This is a genomic window from Bradyrhizobium sp. YCK136 (genome assembly GCF_044570075.1).
In the GTDB taxonomy this organism is placed as follows: domain Bacteria; phylum Pseudomonadota; class Alphaproteobacteria; order Rhizobiales; family Xanthobacteraceae; genus Bradyrhizobium; species Bradyrhizobium diazoefficiens.
Genome location: NZ_CP172424.1, coordinates 6,756,860 through 6,774,594, shown reverse-complemented (window position 1 = coordinate 6,774,594; position 17,735 = coordinate 6,756,860). Strand labels below are relative to the sequence as shown.

14 protein-coding genes are annotated in these 17,735 nt (G+C 64.9%); 9 read left to right on the top strand and 5 right to left on the bottom strand.

All coding sequences use genetic code 11. The features are described 5' to 3' along the window. Positions 1-19 precede the first annotated feature (19 nt). On the bottom strand, positions 20-1,477 hold the full coding sequence (locus ACFLEY_RS32595; RefSeq protein ID WP_060911013.1) for a sensor histidine kinase: 1,458 nt from the start codon (positions 1,475-1,477) through the stop codon (positions 20-22). Between the two features lie 342 nt (positions 1,478-1,819). Beyond that, entirely contained in the window at positions 1,820-2,164 is a 345-nt protein-coding gene (locus ACFLEY_RS32590) for a DUF1236 domain-containing protein (RefSeq protein ID WP_011085580.1), read from the bottom strand. A 138-nt stretch (positions 2,165-2,302) separates the two neighbouring features. On the opposite strand from ACFLEY_RS32590, the gene ACFLEY_RS32585 reads away from it, so the two are divergent. Beyond that, positions 2,303-2,536, top strand: a complete 234-nt coding sequence (locus ACFLEY_RS32585; protein ID WP_011085581.1) for a hypothetical protein — start codon at positions 2,303-2,305, stop codon at positions 2,534-2,536. A gap of 122 nt (positions 2,537-2,658) precedes the next feature. On the opposite strand, the gene ACFLEY_RS32580 is transcribed toward ACFLEY_RS32585, so the two are convergent. Further along, positions 2,659-3,933 carry a serine hydrolase gene (locus ACFLEY_RS32580; RefSeq protein WP_060911014.1) on the bottom strand — a complete coding sequence of 425 codons (1,275 nt, stop codon included), beginning with the start codon at positions 3,931-3,933 and terminating at the stop codon, positions 2,659-2,661. Positions 3,934-4,095: 162 nt separating this feature from the next. Here ACFLEY_RS32580 and ACFLEY_RS32575 point away from each other — a divergent pair, with 162 nt between their 5' ends. Further along, positions 4,096-5,013 (top strand): intradiol ring-cleavage dioxygenase, encoded by a 918-nt coding sequence (locus ACFLEY_RS32575; RefSeq protein WP_060911015.1) that lies wholly within the window; start codon positions 4,096-4,098, stop codon positions 5,011-5,013. A 15-nt stretch (positions 5,014-5,028) separates the two neighbouring features. Here the strand turns inward: ACFLEY_RS32575 and ACFLEY_RS32570 are convergent, their stop codons facing one another. Further along, the gene (locus tag ACFLEY_RS32570) at positions 5,029-6,768 is read right to left on the bottom strand and encodes a bifunctional protein-serine/threonine kinase/phosphatase (protein WP_060911016.1); all 1,740 of its coding nucleotides are present in this window, start codon (positions 6,766-6,768) and stop codon (positions 5,029-5,031) included. Between the two features lie 61 nt (positions 6,769-6,829). After that, positions 6,830-7,669 (bottom strand): formate/nitrite transporter family protein, encoded by an 840-nt coding sequence (locus tag ACFLEY_RS32565; protein ID WP_028174787.1) that lies wholly within the window; start codon positions 7,667-7,669, stop codon positions 6,830-6,832. Between the two features lie 677 nt (positions 7,670-8,346). Here ACFLEY_RS32565 and ACFLEY_RS32560 point away from each other — a divergent pair. The 7 genes from ACFLEY_RS32560 (at position 8,347) to ACFLEY_RS32530 (ending at position 17,647) form a co-directional block, all read left to right on the top strand. Next, the gene (locus tag ACFLEY_RS32560) at positions 8,347-9,666 is read left to right on the top strand and encodes a CmpA/NrtA family ABC transporter substrate-binding protein (RefSeq protein WP_060911017.1); all 1,320 of its coding nucleotides are present in this window, start codon (positions 8,347-8,349) and stop codon (positions 9,664-9,666) included. A gap of 59 nt (positions 9,667-9,725) precedes the next feature. Next, entirely contained in the window at positions 9,726-10,622 is an 897-nt protein-coding gene (ntrB, locus tag ACFLEY_RS32555; RefSeq protein ID WP_060911018.1) for a nitrate ABC transporter permease, read from the top strand. A gap of 12 nt (positions 10,623-10,634) precedes the next feature. Then, positions 10,635-11,429, top strand: coding sequence for an ABC transporter ATP-binding protein (locus tag ACFLEY_RS32550; RefSeq protein WP_060911019.1), 795 nt, complete (start codon positions 10,635-10,637; stop codon positions 11,427-11,429). A gap of 338 nt (positions 11,430-11,767) precedes the next feature. Continuing rightward, a complete protein-coding gene (locus ACFLEY_RS32545) occupies positions 11,768-13,147 on the top strand; it encodes an MFS transporter (RefSeq protein WP_011085590.1) in 1,380 nt (459 codons plus the stop codon). Positions 13,148-13,270: 123 nt separating this feature from the next. Beyond that, complete coding sequence (locus ACFLEY_RS32540) at positions 13,271-13,699, top strand: globin family protein (protein WP_011085591.1); 429 nt, start codon at positions 13,271-13,273, stop codon at positions 13,697-13,699. A gap of 10 nt (positions 13,700-13,709) precedes the next feature. Then, positions 13,710-14,927 (top strand): NAD(P)/FAD-dependent oxidoreductase, encoded by a 1,218-nt coding sequence (locus ACFLEY_RS32535; RefSeq protein WP_171901240.1) that lies wholly within the window; start codon positions 13,710-13,712, stop codon positions 14,925-14,927. A 14-nt stretch (positions 14,928-14,941) separates the two neighbouring features. Beyond that, positions 14,942-17,647 (top strand): nitrate reductase, encoded by a 2,706-nt coding sequence (locus ACFLEY_RS32530; RefSeq protein WP_211433946.1) that lies wholly within the window; start codon positions 14,942-14,944, stop codon positions 17,645-17,647. Positions 17,648-17,735 lie beyond the last annotated feature (88 nt).

Genomic DNA, 17,735 nt, shown 5'->3' with positions numbered 1-17,735 from the left:
GGATGACCATCCCGTTGATTCACCGCGCCTCGTCCAGCGCGCAGGTCACTGTGCAGACGACGCCGCGCGGCAGGAAATCGACGGTTGCCTCGCCGCCGAGCTGGTCGCGGGCGCTGCGTTCGATCAGGCGCGAGCCGAAGCCGCGCCGCACCGGCGCCGTCACCGGCGGTCCGCCTATCTCGCTCCAGATCAGCCGCAGCCGCGGCTTCGGTGTGTCGGCGATGACTTCCCAGTCCAGCGTCACCCGGCCGGTCTCGTTGGACAGCGCGCCATATTTCGCGGCGTTGGTGGCGATCTCGTGCACGATCATCGACAGCACCACGGCAAGTCGCGGCGACAGCGGCACCGCGGGGCCGTCCATCCGGATGCGCTCGGGCGTATTGAGCAGGAACGGCTGGAGCGCGCGCGTGATCACCTCCTTCAGTTCCGAGCCGGCCCATTTCTCCTGGCTGAGCAGATTGTGCGCCTCGGCGAGCGCGCCGAGGCGGCCCTCGAACTTGGCGCGCTCCTCGCGGCTCGCGCTGCGGAAGGTCTGCACCGCGATCGCCTGCATCAGGGCCAGCGTGTTCTTGACGCGGTGGTTGAGCTCCTCGATCAGCAGATCGTGCAGCATCTCGCCGCGTGCGATCGTCGTCGCCATGCGGACCGCAAAGGTGAGGCCGGTGAGCAGCAGGATGCCGCCGATCAGGCTGGTGACGGCGATGTTGCGCCAGAGCGGGGCGATCAGCGAACTCTCGGCGACGCCGGCAGCCACGGTCCAGCCGGTCAGCCGCGAACGGGTGTAGGCGGCGGCGAGCGCGACGCCGTCGAGCGACACGGTCGGAAGTGCCGCCTCGTCGCTGCGGAACATCTCGGCGTAGAGCGACGGCGAAGCCCGTTTGCCGAATGTCTCGCTGGGGTTCGGCGCGCGCGCGAACACGGTGCCCTTGGCATCGAGCAGGCTTACCGTCCATTGCTGGTCCGGGCGCTGCTTCTCCACCAGATCCTGAAAGATGCTGATCGGCGGGCTGAAGCAGAGGTCGTAGATCACCTCGCCGTTGCGAAACACCGGCACTTCGACGGTGAGAACCTGCCGCCCGTTGAGCGCGCCGGTGAACAGGTCGGAATATTGCGGCGCCCTGGTCGCAAACACCTTCTCGACGATCTCCAGATTGCCGCGCGGCGGCAGGCTCGCGGTGTCCTCCGTCGCCGAGGAGAACAGCAGCCGGCCCTTGCGGTCGGAGATCAGCACCAGGCCGCCCTTGCCATACTGGTCGAGGAAGCCGAGCGCGATGCGGCGAAAGTTCGGGAAGTCGTCGTTGCGCAGCGAGTTCGTCAGTGCGAGCACCTGCAAGCCGCCGGTCATCCGCTGCACCTCGGAATCCATTACCAGGCGCATGCTGCGCACGTTCTCCAGCACGCGGCGCGTCGCGTCGCTGCGGTCCTGCTTGTAGTTGTAGACGGCAATGCCAACGGCGAAGACGATCAGCGGCAACATCGTCCCCGTGACCAGGAGAGCGAGCCGGACCGGAAGGGTGAACCTGGACAAACGTGGGCGTCCCGATTCCAGCGCGACGGCGCCGGATTATGATTTTGTCAGACCATACGGTCAGGACGTGCGTCGCGCCATGATTTTTGCATTCAGCGAGCAGACCAGACGGAATCTTTGCAGCGCGGTCGCAGGTGTCTGCCGGTCAGCTCATGCCGATTGCGGCCAGCAACAGGCAGATGGCGCAGATGGCCGCCAGGCTGACACCGGCGATCCGGGCCTCTCGATGCGACGTCATCGTCAACTCCGGGAGGAGGCCGTCCTTGATGCGGCCCCCTCCATCACGTCTTGTCAGTCGATTTCCTGGACGACCGTCCGGGAGCCCGGATCCACCAACATCACGCGCTCGCCGGAATAGACGTAGCGGTACTTGGTGAGTGCGGGCCCCCAGTCGGCAGGAACCGCCTCGAGCTCGACATCGCTCGGCACCGTCGCGCCGACGATGATCTTCTCCTTCGTCGTCACGGGGCGAACGCGATGTTCGGTGATGTAGGATTTGATCCTAGTTCGGTATTCCGGCTCGATCTGAACAGCGGCCGCGTGCCCGGTTCCGGTGGTCGTCACCACGGTGGACTGCGCGAACGCGCCAGTCGAGATCATCACCGCCGCGGCGGAAAGCAGAAACAGCTTCTTCATCTTGTTCTCCTCGTTGGAATAAGTGCGGCGTCAACATCCCACTGCGGACGGCGTTCCTCTTGCTTAGGAACAAATTGCCATTTGTTCCCGTTCAAGAATCGGCCGGGCGGAAACGTCCGGCGATTGGAGGAGGATAAAATGAAGCTGAAGATCGCAACTGCAGCATTGATGGTTGCTGCATTGTCCCTGCCGGCGTTCGCGGCCGACGAGTTCTACGTCGTCCAGGACGTCAAGACGAAGAAGTGCACCGTTGTCGACAAGAAGCCCACGGACACGTCGATGACCGTCGTCAGTCCGTCGGGCACGATCTACAAGTCGCGCACCGAAGCCGAGAGCGGCATGAAGACCGTCAAGGTCTGCACGTCAAACTGAGGAGGATGACAAACGGCGGTGCGTGTCGCTGTTCCTGCCGCGCCTGATCGTGCCGGAGATGCTCAAATGAGCGTCTGATATTGAGATTCCGCGGCCGACGGCCGCGGAATCGATTCAAGCGGTTACAGATTGCTCTCGGTGATCGCGGCATACACCATGCTGCGCAGCTCGCGCCGGAGCGGGTAGGCGCTCGACGGCAGCACCTGCGTCATGAAGATGGTGATCAATTCCTCGGCCGGGTCGATCCAGAATGAGGTCGTCGCCGCGCCGCCCCAATTGTATTCGCCGGGGCTGCCGGCGATCAGCGTCTCGGCCGGGCGCATCGTCACGGCAAAGCCGAGGCCGAAGCCGATGCCGTTATAGGTGGCTTCCGAGAACAGCGAGCGCGATACCTCGGGGAGGAAGCGGCCGCCCGGAATGTGGTTGGTCGTCATCAGTGCCAGCGTCTTCGGCCCGATCAGCCTGACGCCGCCGAGCTCGCCGCCGTTGAGCAGCGCGCGGCAGAAGGTGAGATAGTCCGCGGCCGTCGAGCACAGGCCGCCGCCGCCGGATATGAAGGAGGGCGGGGACAGGAACGAACTCGTCGCCGGATCGTCCTGGAGCGTCAGGCCCTCGCGGCGCTGGCCGGCATGGAAGGTCATGCCGCCGCCCGGGTCCGCCGAATAGCAGGCAGCGAAGCGATGGGCCTTCGAGGCCGGCACGTGGAAATCGGTGTCGGTCATGCCGAGCGGATCGAGAATGCGTGCTTTCAGGAACTGCTCTAACGGCATGCCGGAAATCTTGCCGACGAGGTAGCCGAGCACGTCGGTCGCGACCGAGTAGTTCCAGGCCTCGCCCGGCGAGAACTCCAGCGGGATCTTCGCGAGCGCCTCGATCATGGTCTGGAGCGTGCCCGACTTCTCGACCTCGCCGATCTTCTCGGCGCGATAGGCGGCATCGACATTGGAGCGCTGCTGGAAGCCGTAAGTCAGCCCGGAGGTGTGGCGCAGCAGGTCGACGATCAGCATCGGCCGGGACGGCGGCCGGGTCAGGAAGGCCGGCGCGGTGCCGGCGACGAACACGCCGAGATCCTTCCATTCCGGAATGTATTTCGCGACGGGCTCGTCGATCGCGACGAGGCCTTCCTCGACCAGCATCATGAAAGCGACGCTGGTGAGCGGCTTGGTCATGGAATAGATGCGGTAGATGGTGTCGTCCTTGACCGGCACCTTGCGCTCGACATCGGCCAGGCCCTGGACCGAGCTGTGCGCGATCTTGCCGCGGCGGTAAACCAGAAGCTGGGTGCCCGGGAAGCGGCCGGCATCGATGTACCGGTTCTTCAGGTGCGCATCGACGCGGTCGAGCGCGGCCTTGGACATGCCGACGGATTCGGGCGAGGCGGGGGTGGGGGCGAGCATCAGTTCCTCCGGGGCAGTTTCTCGACAAGGTGATAGCCAAATGGCAGCCCCATTCCAAGCCGGTTGCGCTTAACGCGGGCCGGCCGGGTGGTGTAGTGTCCGGCCTGGAACGCTTCCAGGGAGCCCGCCCGGGCCAACGAGAAAAATGCAAGGCAACGCACCATGACCCAGTTCAACGAGACCGAACTCACCGCAGCCGTGGTCGAAAGCTTCGACAAGACGCCGAACCCGCGGGCGAAATTCCTGCTCCAGGAACTGGTGAAGTCGCTGCACGATTACGTGAGCAAGACCGGTCTCACCTTCGAGGAATGGGAATACGCCATCGATTTCCTGACCCGCACCGGTCATAAATGCACCGACACCCGCCAGGAATTCATCCTGCTGTCCGACGTGCTCGGCGTCTCCATGCTGGTGGACGCGGTCAACCACAGGGATCGCGAGGGCGCCACCCAGACCACGGTGCTCGGCCCGTTCTATGTCGGCGAGCACAAGGTGACCGCGCACGGCACCGACATCTCGCCGAACAATCAAACCGGCGAGCGGATGTTCGTGCAGAGCCGCGTCACCGACCTCAAGGGCAAGCCGCTGGCGGGCGTTCCCGTCGACGTCTGGCATGCCGACGACGACGGCTTCTACGATTCACAGAAGCCGAACTATGACGAGGTCGGCGCCTCGGCGCGGGCGCGTTTCATCACGGACAGCGACGGCCGCTTCTTCTTCCGCACCATTTTGCCGTGCAGCTACCCGATCCCGACCGATGGCCCCGTCGGCGAGATGATCGTGCAGACCAACCGCCATCCGATGCGCCCGGCGCATGTGCACTTCCTCGTCAACGCGAAGGGCTATGAGCCGCTGATCACGCATGTCTTCATGGACGGCGACAAATATCTCGATTCCGACGTGGTGTTCGGCGTCAAGGATGATCTCGTCGCCAAGGTCGAGCCGCGCAACGACATCGAGATGCCCGACGGCACCAAGGCGAGCGGGCAGTGGCATCTGATGACCTACGAATTCCACCTCAAGCCCGGCGGCGGCATGGCGCCGAAGCCGCTGGGGGTGAAGGCGGCGGAGCCGGCCTGAACCGACCTTGTCCGGCTATCGCAGCCGAAGCACCGCGAGCAGCGTGATGACCGCGCAGGCCAGGATCGCCGTGGTCAGCTTCCAGAACAGCAGCGGGTTGCGCTCCAGAAGCGGCGTGGTCCGCGTGGCGAGATAGGCCGGGTTGGGATTCCTGAGTTCGAAGACGAATTCGGAGAGGTCCTCGTGGCGCTTGTAGGGATCGGGATGCAGCGCCTTCCTGAGCGCGCCGTCGATCCAGCCCGGGATGCCCCGCTCGGCATCGATGGCCGGGCGATATCTCAACTTCCACGCGTCCGATCGTCCCCTGATCTTGGCGAGCTGGGCGCCGTAGGGGAGATGTCCGGTGAGCATATGGTAGCAAATGGCGGCCAGCGAAAACATGTCGGACCGCGGCGATCCCCCCTCGCCGAGGAAATATTCCGGGGCCGTGTACTGGACCGTGCCGAGAATTTCCTCGTCCGCCGATTTCGGCGCCGCCTCGGCGACGCCGGCGACCCTGACCGATCCGAAGTCGATGATCTTCGCAGTGCCGGTCTTGTCGATCAGGACATTGTCGGGCCTGAGGTCCTGGTGCAGCATCTCCATGCGGTGGAAGGCGCGAAGCCCCGTGGCGATCTGCTCGACGATTCCGCGGACCGTCTCCAGATCGGGACGCGGGTTGTCCAGCATCCACTGCCTCAGGGTCTGGCCCTCGATGAACTCGGTCGCGACATAGAGGTAGCTGCGCCGCCGCGACTGTGACAGCGGTTTGAGCACGTGCGGGCTGTCGATGCGGCGTGCGATCCACTCCTCCATCAGGAAGCGCTTGAGATAGGCGGCATTGTCGCGCAGGTCGATCGACGGCAGCTTGAGCGCGACCGGCCCCTCGGTCTCCGCATCGACGGCAAGGTAGATGTGACTGCGGCTGCTGCCGTGTATCTCCCGGACGATCCTGTAACCGTCGAACATCGCCCGTGGCTCGGGCAGCGCAGGAAGCGGCAGTTCGAAGGTCTGATTGAAGATGCCGGCCGAGTCGCGCTGCGGCACTGCGTCAACGCGGAGGATCTGGACGGTGATGTTGTCGTCGCTGCCGCGCCGGTACGCTTTGTCGACGATCGCCTTCGCGGCCCCGTCGAGCTCGGCTGCATGCTCGGCGATAGCGCTCGTGATGAAACGCTGGTCGACGAATTCGTAGGCGCCGTCGGTTGCGAGGATGAAGGTGTCGCCCGCCTCGATCTCGACCGTCTGGTAGTCGATCTCGAGCTGCGGGTTGATGCCGAGCGCGCGGCCGAGATAGGTCTGCTCCGACGACACGATGATGCGGTGATCGTCGGTCAGCTGCTCGAGCGCCTTGCCGGCGACGCGGTAGATGCGGCAGTCGCCGACATGGAAGATGTGCGCGGTGGTCGCCTTGATGACCATGGCGCTGAGGGTGCAGACATAGCCCTTGTCGCGGTCATAGGCATATTGGCTCTTGCGCGTCTGCGCGTGCAGCCAGGAATTGGTTGCGTCCAGCACGCGGCGGGCGGAGGTCTTCACCGTCCAGGATTCCGACGTGCAGTAATAGTCCATCAGGAAGCTCTTGACCGCCGACTCGCTGGCGATCTGGCTCACCGTGCTGCTGGAGATGCCGTCGGCGAGAACCGCCGCGATGCCCTTCAGGCTGAGCAGCGGCTCCTCCGGAATCAGGATGCCGTGAAAATCCTGGTTGACGGGCTTGCGACCCCTGTCGGAGTGCTGGCCGATCGAAATCAGGAGTCCGCGGGTCATCGTCATCACCGGCAAAGGAGAGCCTCACCCTGCTCGGGCGAGGCTCCCCTGTCGAGACGTTGTTTGATCAGGCCGCGACGCGGGACGGCGTGGTCTTGCCGGCCTGGCGCTTCGGCTGGGTCATGACGTGCGTGGCGTAGAGCGTCATGCCGGTGAAGGCGAGGCCGCCCACGAGGTTGCCGAGCACGGTCGGGATCTCGTTCCAGATCAGATAGTCCATGATCGAGAACTTCGCGTGCAGCATCAGGCCCGACGGGAACAGGAACATGTTCACGACGGAGTGCTCGAACACCATGTAGAAGAACACCAGGATCGGCATCCACATCGCGATGACCTTGCCGGGCACCGAGGTCGAGATCATGGCGCCGACGACGCCGGTCGAGACCATCCAGTTGCAGAGCATGCCGCGCAGGAACAATGTCGCCATGCCGGCCGCGCCATGCGCGGCATAGCCGAGCGTTCGGCCCTCGCCGATATTGCCGATGGCCGTGCCTATCTTGTCGGGGTCTTGCGTGAAGCCGAAGGTCGTGACGAAGGCCATCATGAAGGCCACGGTGAAGGCGCCGGCGAAATTGCCGACGAAGACGAGGCCCCAGTTGCGCAGCACGCCGCCAAAGGTGACGCCCGGGCGCTTGTCGATGAGGGCGAGCGGCGAGAGCACGAACACACCGGTCAGCAGGTCGAAGCCGAGCAGGTACAGCATGACGAAGCCGACCGGGAACAGCAGCGCCCCGACCAGCGGCTGGCCGGTGTTCACGTTGATGGTGACGGCAAACCAGGCCGCCAGCGCGAGGATGGCGCCGGCCATATAGGCCCGGATGATGGTATCCCGGGTGGACATGAAGATCTTGGACTCGCCCGCATCCACCATCTTGGTGACGAATTCCGAAGGCGCGAGATACGACATCAATAGTTCCTTTTGCTTCGTAAGTGAGATCGACACGCCCCCAAAGAGAGCGCGGCTGAACATCTTGGGCCGTGCGGACGGTTCTGCCGCGCACGAGGGCTATGGAGGTCTGGAAGCCTTGGGAATCGCGTCACGAGGACTGAGCCGAGAAGGGCCGCGAAGCAGTTGAGCTTCCGGTTTGCAGCCGCCAGAGGCTGCAACAATGCGGCAAGCCGCAGTCTTCGTTGACGACAATGGAAATGCAAGTCGCGTGCCGCTTGGGCGCGATAGAAAAGGTAAGCGATTTCAATTGGATGGTACGCGCCTCGACCCGGCTTTTGCCGGCTCTGCGGCCTTTTGCTTAGGCGGCTGCATAAGATTTGTGCGGCGCACAAGAAATGAGCAGTCCGCAAATTTCGCGTGCGCAGCAAGGCTGCGACAGACTGGCGCGGTGCATCTAACGTATTGAATTTTTAGATGTTTATGAGGTGCGGCGCTTGGCATGAAGCTTGAATAGTTCCAAGCCGACGCCATTGAAGCCGTCCCGCGAGACTTCTCATCCGATTTGCTGACGCCACCCGAACGGGGGTCTCCCCGTCGTGCGTTCGCATGCGCCTTTTTCTGGCGTCACGGACGGACGGGCTGCTCGTGCGCACTGACGCAATCATTCGCAACGACGCAAAAGGACGACACCGCCTATGACCAAGCGCATTCGCCGGCCTTCGGATACTGGCCTCAGCCGCCGTCAATTGTTGAAGGCCACGGGCAGCACCGCTGCCCTTCTTGCCGCCGCCAAGCTCAATTTCCCCGCCGGTGCGTTCGCGCAGGACGCCGGCCCCGAGGTCAAGGGCGCCAAGCTCGGCTTCATCGCGCTGAGCGATGCCGGTCCGCTCCTCGTCGCCAAGGACAAGGGCCTGTTCGCCAAATACGGCATGCCCGATGTCGACGTGCAGAAGCAGGCCTCCTGGGGCACCACGCGCGACAACCTCGTGCTCGGCTCGGAAGGCAACGGCATCGACGGCGCGCATATCCTCACCCCGATGCCGTACCTGATCTCGGCCGGCAAGGTGACGCAGAACAACCAGCCGACGCCGATGTACATCCTGGCGCGGCTCAATCTCGATGCGCAGTGCATCTCCGTCGCCAAGGAATATGCCGACCTCAAGGTCGGCGCCGATGCGTCAGTGTTGAAGGCGGCGTTCGAGAAGAAGAAGGCCGAAGGCAAGTCCGCCAAGGTCGCGATGACCTTCCCCGGCGGCACGCACGATCTCTGGGTCCGCTACTGGCTCGCGGCCGGCGGGATCGATCCTGACAAGGACGTCGAGACCATCACTGTGCCGCCGCCGCAGATGGTGGCCAACATGAAGGTCGGCACCATGGACGCCTTCTGCGTCGGTGAGCCCTGGCCCGGGCAGCTGGTCCACCAGGGCATCGGCTACACGGCCGTCAACACCGGCGAGATCTGGAGCAAGCATCCGGAAAAGTCGCTCGGCATGCGCGCGGCCTGGGTCGACAAGAATCCGAAGGCGGCCAAGGCGATCCTGATGGCGGTGATGGAGGCCCAGCAATGGGCCGACAAGATGGAGAACAAGGAAGAGCTCGCCACCATCATGGGCAAGCGGCAGTGGATCAACTGCCCGGTCGAGGACATCGCCGATCGCGCCAAGGGCAAGTTCGACTACGGCAACGCCGGCAAGGTGGTCGAGAACTCGCCGCACATCATGAAGTACTGGCGTGATCATGCCTCCTATCCGTTCCAGAGCCATGATCTCTGGTTCATGACCGAGGACATCCGCTGGGGCAAATACGAAGCCGGCTTCGACAGCAAGGCCCTGATCGCCAAGGTCAACCGCGAGGACCTCTGGAAGGACGCGGCCAAGACGCTCGGCGTCGCCAGCTCCGACATCCCGGCCTCCACCTCGCGCGGCAAGGAGACCTTCTTCGACGGCAAGGTATTCGATCCCGAAAATCCGGCGGCCTATCTCAAGTCGCTCGCGATCAAGCGCGTCGAAGTCTGATGGAGCCCTGCGGCCGCCGCGAGGCGGCCGCATCGTCCCGGAGCCGGAGAGAGATAGCGATGAACATGCCTGCCACGAAGATTGAGGTTGAGACCGCGACACCCGCGGGAAGCGCCGCGCCCGTCGTCGCGATGACGCCGAAGCGGCCGCCGCGGAGCGAGGCCTACGCGCGCATGGCGCGCGAGACCGCTGTGCGCGTCATCCCGCCGCTCGTCGTGATCGCGCTGCTGACGCTGGTCTGGGAGCTGGTCTGCCGCCGCGCCGGCTCGGCACTGCCGCCGCCGTCGCGGGTATTCAAGGACACCAAGGAGCTGATCCTCGATCCGTTCTTCGACCATGGCGGCATCGACAAGGGTCTGTTCTGGCATCTCTCCGCCAGCCTTCAGCGCGTCGCCTTCGGCTATTCGCTCTCCGCGATCGCCGGCATCGCGCTCGGCGTGCTGGTCGGCCAGTCGGTCTGGGCGATGCGCGGGCTCGATCCGCTGTTCCAGGTCTTGCGCACCATCCCGCCGCTCGCCTGGCTGCCGCTCTCGCTCGCGGCGTTCCGTGACGGCCAGCCCTCGGCGATCTTCGTCATCTTCATCACCTCGATCTGGCCGATCATCATCAACACCGCGGTCGGCATCCGCAACATCCCGCAGGACTACCGCAACGTCGCGGCCGTCGTGCAGCTCAATCCGCTGGAGTTCTTCGGCAAGATCATGATCCCGGCGGCCGCACCCTACATCTTCACCGGCCTGCGCATCGGCATCGGTCTGTCGTGGCTCGCCATCGTCGCCGCCGAAATGCTGATCGGCGGCGTCGGCATCGGCTTCTTCATCTGGGACGCCTGGAACTCCTCGCACATTAGCGAGATCATCCTGGCGCTGATCTATGTCGGCATCGTCGGCTTCGTGCTCGATCGTCTGATCGCCGGCCTCGGCAAGATCGTCACCCGCGGCACCGCGACGAACTGAGGAGGGGGACACATGACCGCCTATCTGAAGCTCGACCACATCGACAAGATTTTTACCCGCGGCGCCGCCACCACGGAGGTCCTGAAGGACATCAACCTGACCATCGAAAAGGGGCAGTACGTCTCGATCATCCGCCATTCCGGCTGCGGCAAGTCGACCCTGCTCAACATCATCGCAGGGCTGACCAACGCCTCGACCGGCGGCGTGCTGCTCGAGAACCGCGAGGTCAACTCGCCGGGACCCGACCGCGCCGTGGTGTTCCAGAACCACAGCCTGCTGCCCTGGCTCACGGTCTACGAGAACGTCAGGCTCGGCGTCGACAAGGTCTTCGCCAAGGCCAAGACGCGGGCCGAACGCGACGCCTGGGTGATGCACAATCTCAATCTCGTGCAGATGGCGCACGCCAAGGACAAGCGTCCTTCCGAAATCTCCGGCGGCATGAAGCAGCGCGTCGGCATCGCGCGGGCGCTGGCGATGGAACCGAAGGTGCTGCTGCTCGATGAGCCGTTCGGCGCACTCGACGCGCTCACCCGCGCGCATCTGCAGGACTCGGTGATGGCGCTGCACCAGAAGCTCGGCAACACCATCCTGATGATCACCCACGATGTCGACGAGGCCGTGCTCCTGTCCGACCGTATCGTGATGATGACGAACGGGCCGAGCGCGCGCATCGGTGAGGTGCTGGAGGTGCCGCTGGCACGTCCCCGCAAGCGGCTCGAGCTCGCCACCAGCACCACCTATCTGAAGTGCCGGCAGCGCGTGCTCGAATTCCTCTATGAGCGTCATCGCTTCGTCGAGGCCGCGTAAACGCGGCGTTAACGCGTGATGTGTCTCGCCTAATTTTGAGACATCAAGCTCAATCCTTGTGCGGCGCACAGGGATTGAGCGAATCGCAAAATTTGCGTGCGAAATAGCCCTGCAAAAATTTCGGGCAATTCGAACAAGCCCCTGAATTCCCTGTATTTCCCGAGCGCGCGCAATTGGCACGGAAATTGAAGCGTGTTTGTGCGACGCCAACGACGACGTCCCTCAACATCATCAATCAGCATCGTGAACTCGCCACCGGGGTGAAGCCTCGGAGCGCGCCTCCGTGGCCGGAGGCAGAGCCTGCAACGACGCAGCGGTGAGCCTAGAAGGGATACTCAATGACGAAGAATCCGACCTGGATTTCAGACTGGCGCCCCGAGGATGAGGCGTTCTGGAATGCGACTGGCAAGACTATCGCGCGACGCAACCTGATCTGGTCGATCGTGGCCGAGCATATCGGCTTCTCGGTCTGGCTGATCTGGAGCATCGTCACCACCAAGCTGCCGCAGGCAGGCTTCCATTACACCACCGACCAGCTGTTCCAGCTCGTCGCAGTGCCGGGCCTGATCGGCGCGTTGATGCGCTTTCCCTATACATTCGCGGTGACGACGTTCGGCGGTCGCAACTGGACCATTTTCAGCGCGGCCATCCTGTTCATTCCGACGTTGTCGCTCGCCTGGTTCGTCAGCCAGCCCGACACGCCGTTCTGGCTGATGCTGCTGATCGCCTCGACTGCCGGTCTCGGCGGCGGCAATTTCGCCTCCAGCATGACAAACATCTCCTTCTTCTTCCCGGACAGGATGAAGGGATGGGCGCTGGGCCTCAACGCGGCCGGCGGCAATATCGGCGTCTCCAGCGTGCAGCTCCTGACCCCGATCCTGATGACGCTCGCCGTCATCAACCTGTTCCAAGCAACCCCCGTCGACGGCGTGTTCCTTCAGAACGCCGGCCTGATGTGGGTGCTGCCGATCGCGATCGCGGTGTTCGGCGCGGTGTTCTTCATGAACAACCTGACCACGGCCAAGTCGTCGATCAGCAATCAGCTGGCGGTGGTCAAGCGCAAGCATACCTGGATCATGGCGTACCTCTATATCGGCACGTTCGGATCCTTCATCGGCTACTCCGCGGCGTTTCCGCTGCTGATCAAGACGCAGTTTCCGTCGGTGACGATCGCGATCGCGTTCCTCGGGCCTCTCGTTGGTTCGCTGTCGCGCCCGTTCGGCGGCTGGCTGGCCGACAGGATCGGCGGCTCGGTCATCACCTTCTGGAACTTCATCGTGATGGCGGGCGCCACCGTCGGCGTGCTCTATTTCGTCGGGCAGAAGGATTTCATCGGCTTCCTGTCGATGTTCCTGATCCTGTTCGTGACGACGGGCATCGGCAACGGTTCGACCTACCGCATGATCCCCTCGATCTTCCGCGAGCAGAACCTGTTCAAGGTGCGCGGCAAGGGCGATGCGGCGCGCGCAGCCGCCCTGAAGACGGCGAGCATCGAGAGCGGTGCGGCGGTTGGCTTCATCGGCGCGGTCGGCGCGGTCGGCGGCTATCTGATCCCGAGCGGTTTCGGCAAGTCGATCGCCATGACCGGCGGGCCGCAGCTTGCGCTCGCGATCTATCTCGCCTTCTACGCCTCCTGCCTCGGCCTGACCTGGTGGTTCTACCTGCGTCGCAGCCCGCAGCGTGAAGGCGCGCCAAGCCTCGCCGAAGCTCGCGTTTAGAGACTTGGTACGAATCTCGCTTCTCCCCGTACGCGGGGAGAAGACTCTCTGATGACGTTTGACCCATGAACCTTGTTCGCAACGACGCGGACAAAGGCAGACCGAAACAGACAGGAGAACATCATGACGCCCGAACAGATTACCCTCATCCAGCAGAGCTTCGCCAAGGTAGCGCCGATTTCGGAGACCGCCGCGGTGCTGTTCTACGATCGCCTGTTCGAGGTGGCGCCGTCCGTACGCGCGATGTTTCCCGAGGACATGACCGAGCAGCGCAAGAAGCTGATGGGCATGCTCGCCGCCGTCGTCGGCGGCCTGTCGAACCTGGACTCGATTCTTCCCGCGGCGTCGGCGCTCGCCAAGCGTCACGTCGCCTACGGCGCCAAGGCCGAGCACTATCCCGTGGTCGGCGCGACCTTGCTGTGGACCCTGGAGAAGGGTCTCGGCGAGGCTTGGACGCCCGAACTCGCCACGGCCTGGACCGACGCCTACGGCGTGCTGTCCGGCTACATGATTTCCGAGGCCTATGGCGCTCAGGCGCAGGCCGCCGAATAGGAGATGCCTTGTGAGTGAACCGCTGGTCATCGTCGGTAACGGTATGGCGGCCGCGCGTCTGGTCGACGAGCTCGCCAAGACTTCGCTTGGCCGCTACGCGGTTGCCGTTATCGGCGATGAACCGAGGCTCGCTTACAACCGCGTGCTGCTCTCCTCCGTGCTGGCCGGCGAGACCGGCTCGCACGAGATCGAGCTGCGGCCGGCCGACTGGTGGCGCCATCGCGGCGTCACCGTGCGCTACGGCTACCGCGTCACCGAGATCGACACCGGCCGCCGCGAGCTCAAGATCGAGGGTGAGGAGAGCATGGAATATTCCAAGCTCGTGCTCGCCACGGGATCGACGCCGCTGCGGCTCAACGTGCCGGGCGCCGATCTCGCCGGCGTGCACACGTTCCGCGACACGCGCGACGTCGACCTGCTGCTGACGCTTGCGGCGGCGAAGAAGCGCGTCGTCGTGGTCGGCGGCGGTCTGCTCGGGTTGGAGGCGGCCTATGGACTTGCCAAGGCCGGCGCCCCGGTGACGCTGCTGCATCTGATGGACCGGCTGATGGAGCGCCAGCTTGATGGGCCGGCCGCCGATCTGCTCAAGACGCTGGTCGAGCGCAAGGGCATCCGCATTCTGCTCAATGCCAGCACGAAGTGCATCCATGGCGACGGCCACGTCGAGGCGGTCGAGCTTGCCGACGGCAGCCGCATCGAGGCCGATGCCGTGATCTTTGCCGCCGGCATCAGGCCCAACATCGCGCTGGCCAAGGACGCCGGCATCGCGGTCAACCGCGGCATCGTGGTCAACGACGTCATGCAGACGGCGTCACCCGACATCTTCGCGCTCGGCGAATGCGCCGAGCATCGCGGCACCTGCTATGGCCTGGTCGAGCCGGCCTATGAGCAGGCGCGCGTGCTGGCGCGGCATCTCGCCGGCCGGCCCGCCGCCTATCAGGGCAGCGTGGTCTCGACCAATCTGAAGGTCTCGGGCGTCAGCGTGTTCTCCGCCGGCGACTTCATGGGCGGGGAGGGCAGCGAGAGCCTCGTGCTGTCAGACCGCAGGCGCGGCACCTACAAGAAGCTCGTCATCGCCGACGGCCGGCTCACCGGCGCGGTGCTGATCGGCGATACCGTCGATGCGCTCTGGTACCTCGAGCTGATCCGCAACCGCGACAAGGTGGCGGCGATCCGTACCGACATGATGTTCGGCCGCGCGCTCGCGCGTCCTTCCAGGGCGGCTTGACAAGGCAGCTCGATATGACGGCGATCGACCCGAAGCTCCGGACCACCAAGACCACCTGCCCCTATTGCGGCGTCGGCTGCGGCGTGCTCGCAACGCCGGAGGGCAAGGGCGGCGCGGCGATCGCCGGCGACCCCGATCATCCCGCCAATTTCGGCCGGCTGTGCTCCAAGGGCTCGGCGCTCGGTGAGACCGTCGGGCTGGAGGGCCGGCTGCTTTACCCGATGATCCGCTGCAAGGGCGTGCTGGAGCGCGTTGCCTGGAGCGATGCGCTCGACCACGTCGCCCACCGCATGCAGCACATCGCGGCGCGCGACGGTGCCGACGCGGTCGCGTTCTATCTCTCCGGCCAGCTCCTGACCGAGGATTACTATGTCGCCAACAAGCTGATGAAGGGCTTTGTCGGCACCGCCAATGTCGACACCAATTCGCGGCTCTGCATGTCGTCCTCGGTCGCCGGCCACCGCCGTGCCTTCGGCGCCGACACCGTGCCCGGCTGCTACGAGGATCTCGACCAGGCCGACCTGCTGGTCTTCGTCGGCTCGAACGCGGCGTGGTGTCACCCCGTGCTGTTCCAGCGCATGCTGAAGAACAGGCAGGAGCGCGGCGCCCGCATGATCGTGATCGACCCGCGCCGCACCGACACCGCGAGCGACGTCGATCTGTTCCTGGGGCTGAAGCCCGGCACCGACACCGCCTTGTTCTCGGGCCTGTTCGTCCATCTCGCCGACAGCGGCGCGTTGGACCAGGCCTACATCGCGAGCAACACGTCGGGCTTCGACGACGCGTTGGTGCGCGCGCGCAACATCGCCGGCAGCGTCACTGCGACCGCGCTGGCCACAGGCCTCTCCGAGCAGGACGTCGCGACCTTCTTCAAGATGTTCCGTGACACGCCGCGCGTCGTCACGCTCTATTCGCAAGGGGTCAACCAGTCGGCGCAGGGCACCGACAAGGTCAACGCGATCCTCAACTGCCATCTCGCCACGGGCCGCATCGGCAAGCCGGGCGCCTCGCCGTTCTCGCTCACCGGCCAGCCCAACGCGATGGGCGGCCGCGAGGTCGGCGGCCTCGCCAACCAGCTCGCCGCGCACATGAACTTCACGCCGCCGGACATCGACCGTGTCAGGCGGTTCTGGAAGGCACCGCGCATCGCTACCCATGAGGGGCTGAAGGCGGTGCAGCTGTTCGAGGCGATCAACCGCGGCGAGGTCAAGGCGCTGTGGGTGATGGGGACCAACCCGGCGGTGTCGCTGCCCGACGCGGACTTCGTGCGCGAGGCGCTGAAGAAGCTCGAGCTGTTCGTGGTCTCCGAGAACGTGCTCTCCAACGACACGGTCGAAGCCGGCCCGCACGTGCTGCTGCCCGCGCTCGCCTGGGGCGAGAAGTCGGGTACGGTGACCAACTCCGAACGACGCATCTCGCGCCAGCGCTCGTTCCTGCCGGCGCCGGGCGAGGCGCGGCCGGACTGGTGGATTCTCAGCGAGACCGCCAAACGTCTCGGCTTCGGCGACAGTTTTGACTACAAATCCGCCGCCGATATTTTCCGCGAGCACGCGGCGCTTTCGGCGTTCGAGAACGATGGCAGCCGCGATTTCGACATCGGCGCGTTGACCTCGCTATCGAACGAGGCCTTCGACGCCTTGAAGCCCGTGCAGTGGCCGGTGCGCGAAGGCGGGGCGCCCGGCGAGCGCTTCTTTGCGAGCGGTGGTTTCTTCACCAATAACGGCAAAGGCCGTTTCGTCGCGCCGGAGGTGCCGGCGCTGCGTAGCGAGACCGGCGCGTCGCGCCCCTTGCGGCTCAACACCGGGCGCATCCGCGACCAGTGGCACACCATGACGCGCACGGGCCTCAGCCAGCGGCTGGGCGCGCATCTGCCCGAGCCGTTCGTCGAGGTCCATCCCGACGACGCCGGCAAATTCGGCATCGCCCATGACGGCTATGCCCGCATCACCACCGATTACGGGCAGTGTATCCTGAAGGTGGTCGTCAGCGATCGGCAGCAGCGCGGCACGCTGTTCGTGCCGATCCACTGGAGCGCGATGAATGCCTCGCACGGCCGCGTCGGTGCGCTGGTGCAGTCCTTCACCGACCCGTTCTCGGGCCAGCCGGAATCCAAGGCGACGCCGGCCGCGATCGCGCCCTATGAATACGTCTTCCGCGGCTTCGCGCTGTCGCGCAAACAGCTCGACCTGCCGCCCAATCTGTTGTGGACCCGCGTCACGGTCAACGGCGGCTTCGGCTATCTCTTCGCCGACAATGCCGACCTGTCGCGCTGGCCCGCCTGGCTCGAGGGTGTCGCGGGCGAGGATGTCGCCGAGTACCGCGATTTCGGCGGCGGCGTCTATCGCGCGGCCTCGTTCGCGGGCGATCGCATCGAGACCTGCCTGTTCGTCGGCCCCGCCCATGATGCCGGCGACTGGGAGGTGGTGAAGGGCCTGTTCGTGGCCGATCAGGTCACCGACGACCAGCGCCGCATGCTGCTGTCCGGCAAGTCCGGCGAAGGCGCCGCCGCGACCGGCCCGATCGTCTGCGCCTGCTTCGGCGTCGGCCGCGGCACCATCTGCGACACCATCGCGAGCGGCGCGCGCACGACGGCCGAGATCGGCGCCAGGCTCAAGGCTGGCACCAATTGCGGCTCCTGCATCCCCGAGCTGAAGCGCCTGATCGCGACGACGGAGGTCGCGCCAGTGAAGCAGGCCAAGGTGGCCGGCGCGGCGGGTTAGCGGTCGGCTCTTTCCATCGTCATAGCGAGCGCAGCGAAACAATCCAGCGTCTCTCCGTGGAGACAGCCTGGATTGCTTCGCTGCGCTC

What these genes read in the sequence shown, in the direction of transcription:
- ACFLEY_RS32595 (WP_060911013.1), bottom strand. Translation starts at nt 1,477, where the DNA reads ATGTTGCCGCTGATCGTCTTCGCCGTTGGCATTGCCGTCTACAACTAC.
- ACFLEY_RS32590 (WP_011085580.1), bottom strand. Translation starts at nt 2,164, where the DNA reads ATGAAGAAGCTGTTTCTGCTTTCCGCCGCGGCGGTGATGATCTCGACT.
- ACFLEY_RS32585 (WP_011085581.1), top strand. Translation starts at nt 2,303, where the DNA reads ATGAAGCTGAAGATCGCAACTGCAGCATTGATGGTTGCTGCATTGTCC.
- ACFLEY_RS32580 (WP_060911014.1), bottom strand. Translation starts at nt 3,933, where the DNA reads ATGCTCGCCCCCACCCCCGCCTCGCCCGAATCCGTCGGCATGTCCAAG.
- ACFLEY_RS32575 (WP_060911015.1), top strand. Translation starts at nt 4,096, where the DNA reads ATGACCCAGTTCAACGAGACCGAACTCACCGCAGCCGTGGTCGAAAGC.
- ACFLEY_RS32570 (WP_060911016.1), bottom strand. Translation starts at nt 6,768, where the DNA reads ATGACGATGACCCGCGGACTCCTGATTTCGATCGGCCAGCACTCCGAC.
- ACFLEY_RS32565 (WP_028174787.1), bottom strand. Translation starts at nt 7,669, where the DNA reads ATGTCGTATCTCGCGCCTTCGGAATTCGTCACCAAGATGGTGGATGCG.
- ACFLEY_RS32560 (WP_060911017.1), top strand. Translation starts at nt 8,347, where the DNA reads ATGACCAAGCGCATTCGCCGGCCTTCGGATACTGGCCTCAGCCGCCGT.
- ntrB (WP_060911018.1), top strand. Translation starts at nt 9,726, where the DNA reads ATGAACATGCCTGCCACGAAGATTGAGGTTGAGACCGCGACACCCGCG.
- ACFLEY_RS32550 (WP_060911019.1), top strand. Translation starts at nt 10,635, where the DNA reads ATGACCGCCTATCTGAAGCTCGACCACATCGACAAGATTTTTACCCGC.
- ACFLEY_RS32545 (WP_011085590.1), top strand. Translation starts at nt 11,768, where the DNA reads ATGACGAAGAATCCGACCTGGATTTCAGACTGGCGCCCCGAGGATGAG.
- ACFLEY_RS32540 (WP_011085591.1), top strand. Translation starts at nt 13,271, where the DNA reads ATGACGCCCGAACAGATTACCCTCATCCAGCAGAGCTTCGCCAAGGTA.
- ACFLEY_RS32530 (WP_211433946.1), top strand. Translation starts at nt 14,942, where the DNA reads ATGACGGCGATCGACCCGAAGCTCCGGACCACCAAGACCACCTGCCCC.